The 2140-nt window shown below is 50.5% G+C and carries 1 pseudogene; it reads right to left on the reverse strand.

Annotation, left to right across the window (positions count from 1 at the left end):
• Window positions 1-1105 precede the first annotated feature (1105 nt).
• A pseudogene (locus E0D98_RS23545) lies at window positions 1106-2047 on the reverse strand (IS3 family transposase); the annotation flags it as partial.
• Window positions 2048-2140: the final 93 nt, after the last annotated feature.

The following is a 2140-nucleotide window of genomic DNA, read 5'->3' on the forward strand; positions in this document are numbered from 1 at the left end:
GGCACAGGGGGATCACTTCCACATCGTCACAATGTGCCCGCAGCCACTCTTTTGTGACGGCTGCGTCATCCGTGTAAAACCATGTGCCGGGTGTACCGTTCGCCAGAAACCGGATTTTCCATGCCTCAGGGGACGGAGGCGTCTGTCTGCCATCATTCATACGGGTCATCTCATTCTATGGGCTGAATGCTGCTCAGAATCAGCCTGCTGAGACTCTCAGGGCTGCCGCAGCGACGACCGGTCGTTTTGCTGTAGCATTCCCGGTGCGTGTGGCACCAGGCGGCCGGCGTTTCATGAAGACGAACGCGCCGCGTTTGTTCTTTGTGGATAAGGAGTCCGGTGTGAGTTTTGATGTTTTTCATGTGCTTTCCGTTTCTTTCCCGGTGACAGTTGTGCCACACATGACGGGGGAATGTAACATTCAGAATCTTACTGAAAATGTGCCATTTGTGGGCACTGGCAATCAATCCTGTATTCAGGGGCTGTGTCACAATTCCGGATAAGTGGAATATTCATGTGGACGTAAAAGGCCGACATTGCTGTTGTCTTTCGTTGTTGCTGTAACAGAAATGTTATGAAAGGCAGGGCGCTACAGAGGGATATATGTTCATGTCAGAACAATCATGAAGTTGAAGCCTTCCTTAACTTCAGGCGTATTTTCTTCTGAGTCAAACATCAACTCTTTTGTGACGGATACATCGAACAGGTTTATTATTCACATCTGTGTAATATCTGGAGGTTATTTCCCGTTGGGGACTGGCAGGGGAAATAAAACGGCAGGAAATATATTTCTGTGAGATGTCTTATTTATAATTATTGTGGCTATTTTTATTTTCTTTTCGCCACAGCCATGGTGGAACAGGTTTTTTGTCTGCCCACAGACCCCGTTTCATTGTTCTGGCTGAGCCGCCCCGGATTTCCTAGAGAGCATTTTATCCGTAAACTCAGGCAGCCAGATAATTGTTTCCGTTTCCAATGGAAGCATAATAAGCTTTATCTACTTCTGCCGGAGGAATATGGCCCAGCCTTTCCAGCAATCGTCGATTGTTATACCTGCCCCCCCACGTTAGTGTACTCAGTTCCACTTCTGTCCTGTTTTTCGAGCTCTTACGGTATGCCGCTTCAGCAGAGCCTGATAATCAGCTGAACAGTGCTTGCTTCCGCGGTCCGTGTGAACGATAACGTTCCGGGGTCTCTTACGCCGCCACAGCGCCATCTGCAGGGCGTTGCAGACCAGTTACGCCGTCATGCGTGGCGACATTGACCAGCCAATAACGGCACGTGACCACAGGTCAATGACCACAGCCAGATATAGCCAGCCTTCATCTGCATGTACGTAAGTGATGTCTCCCGACCACTTCTGGTCAGGGTCAGTGGCGTAAAAATTCAGCTCCAGCAGATTTTCTGACGTAGGTAGGTTGTGTGCACGGTAACTGACCGGGCTGAACTTCTGGGAGGCTTTTGCCCTCAGCCCCTGACGGCGCAGGCTTGCCGCCACTGTTTTTACGTTAAAGTGGTAACCCTGAGCACACAGTTCATCCGTCAGGCGTGGTGCACTGTAACGCTGTTTTGACCGGGTAAAAGCCTCACGGACAACGCTGTCGCAGTGCTGACGGAACTGCTGACGCTTGCTTATCCTTGTACGCCACTGACACCATGTATACCAGCCGCTGCGGGCCACCCGGAGCACACGGCACATTGCTTTGATGCTGAACTCCGCCTGGTGTTTTTCAATAAAGACATACTTCATTTCAGGCGCTTCGCGAAGTATGTCGCGGCCTTTTGGAGGATGGCCAGCTCTTCATCCCGTTCTGCCAGCTGGCGTTTGAGACGTGCAATCCCGGTGGACATCTCCAGCTCACGTTCAGAAGAACGTCTGTGGATGTTGCTGTTTACTGCGCCAGTTGTAGAGCGGTGATTCATACAGGCTGAGTTCACAGGCTGCGGCAGCAACACCGATGCGTTCAGCAAGTTTCAGGGCTTCACTGCGAAATTCAGGCTAATGCTGTTTATGTGCTTTTTTGCTGGTTGATACAGATTTTGTCATGTGAGTAACCTCTGACTGAGAGTTTACTCACTTAGCCGCGAGTCCACTATTGCTGGGTAAGATCACAACGCTGGAAACGGAATGACCGTGGTC

It is taken from the genome of Escherichia sp. KCJ4928 (assembly GCF_004352695.1).
Classification (GTDB): Bacteria; Pseudomonadota; Gammaproteobacteria; order Enterobacterales; family Enterobacteriaceae; genus ECMA0423.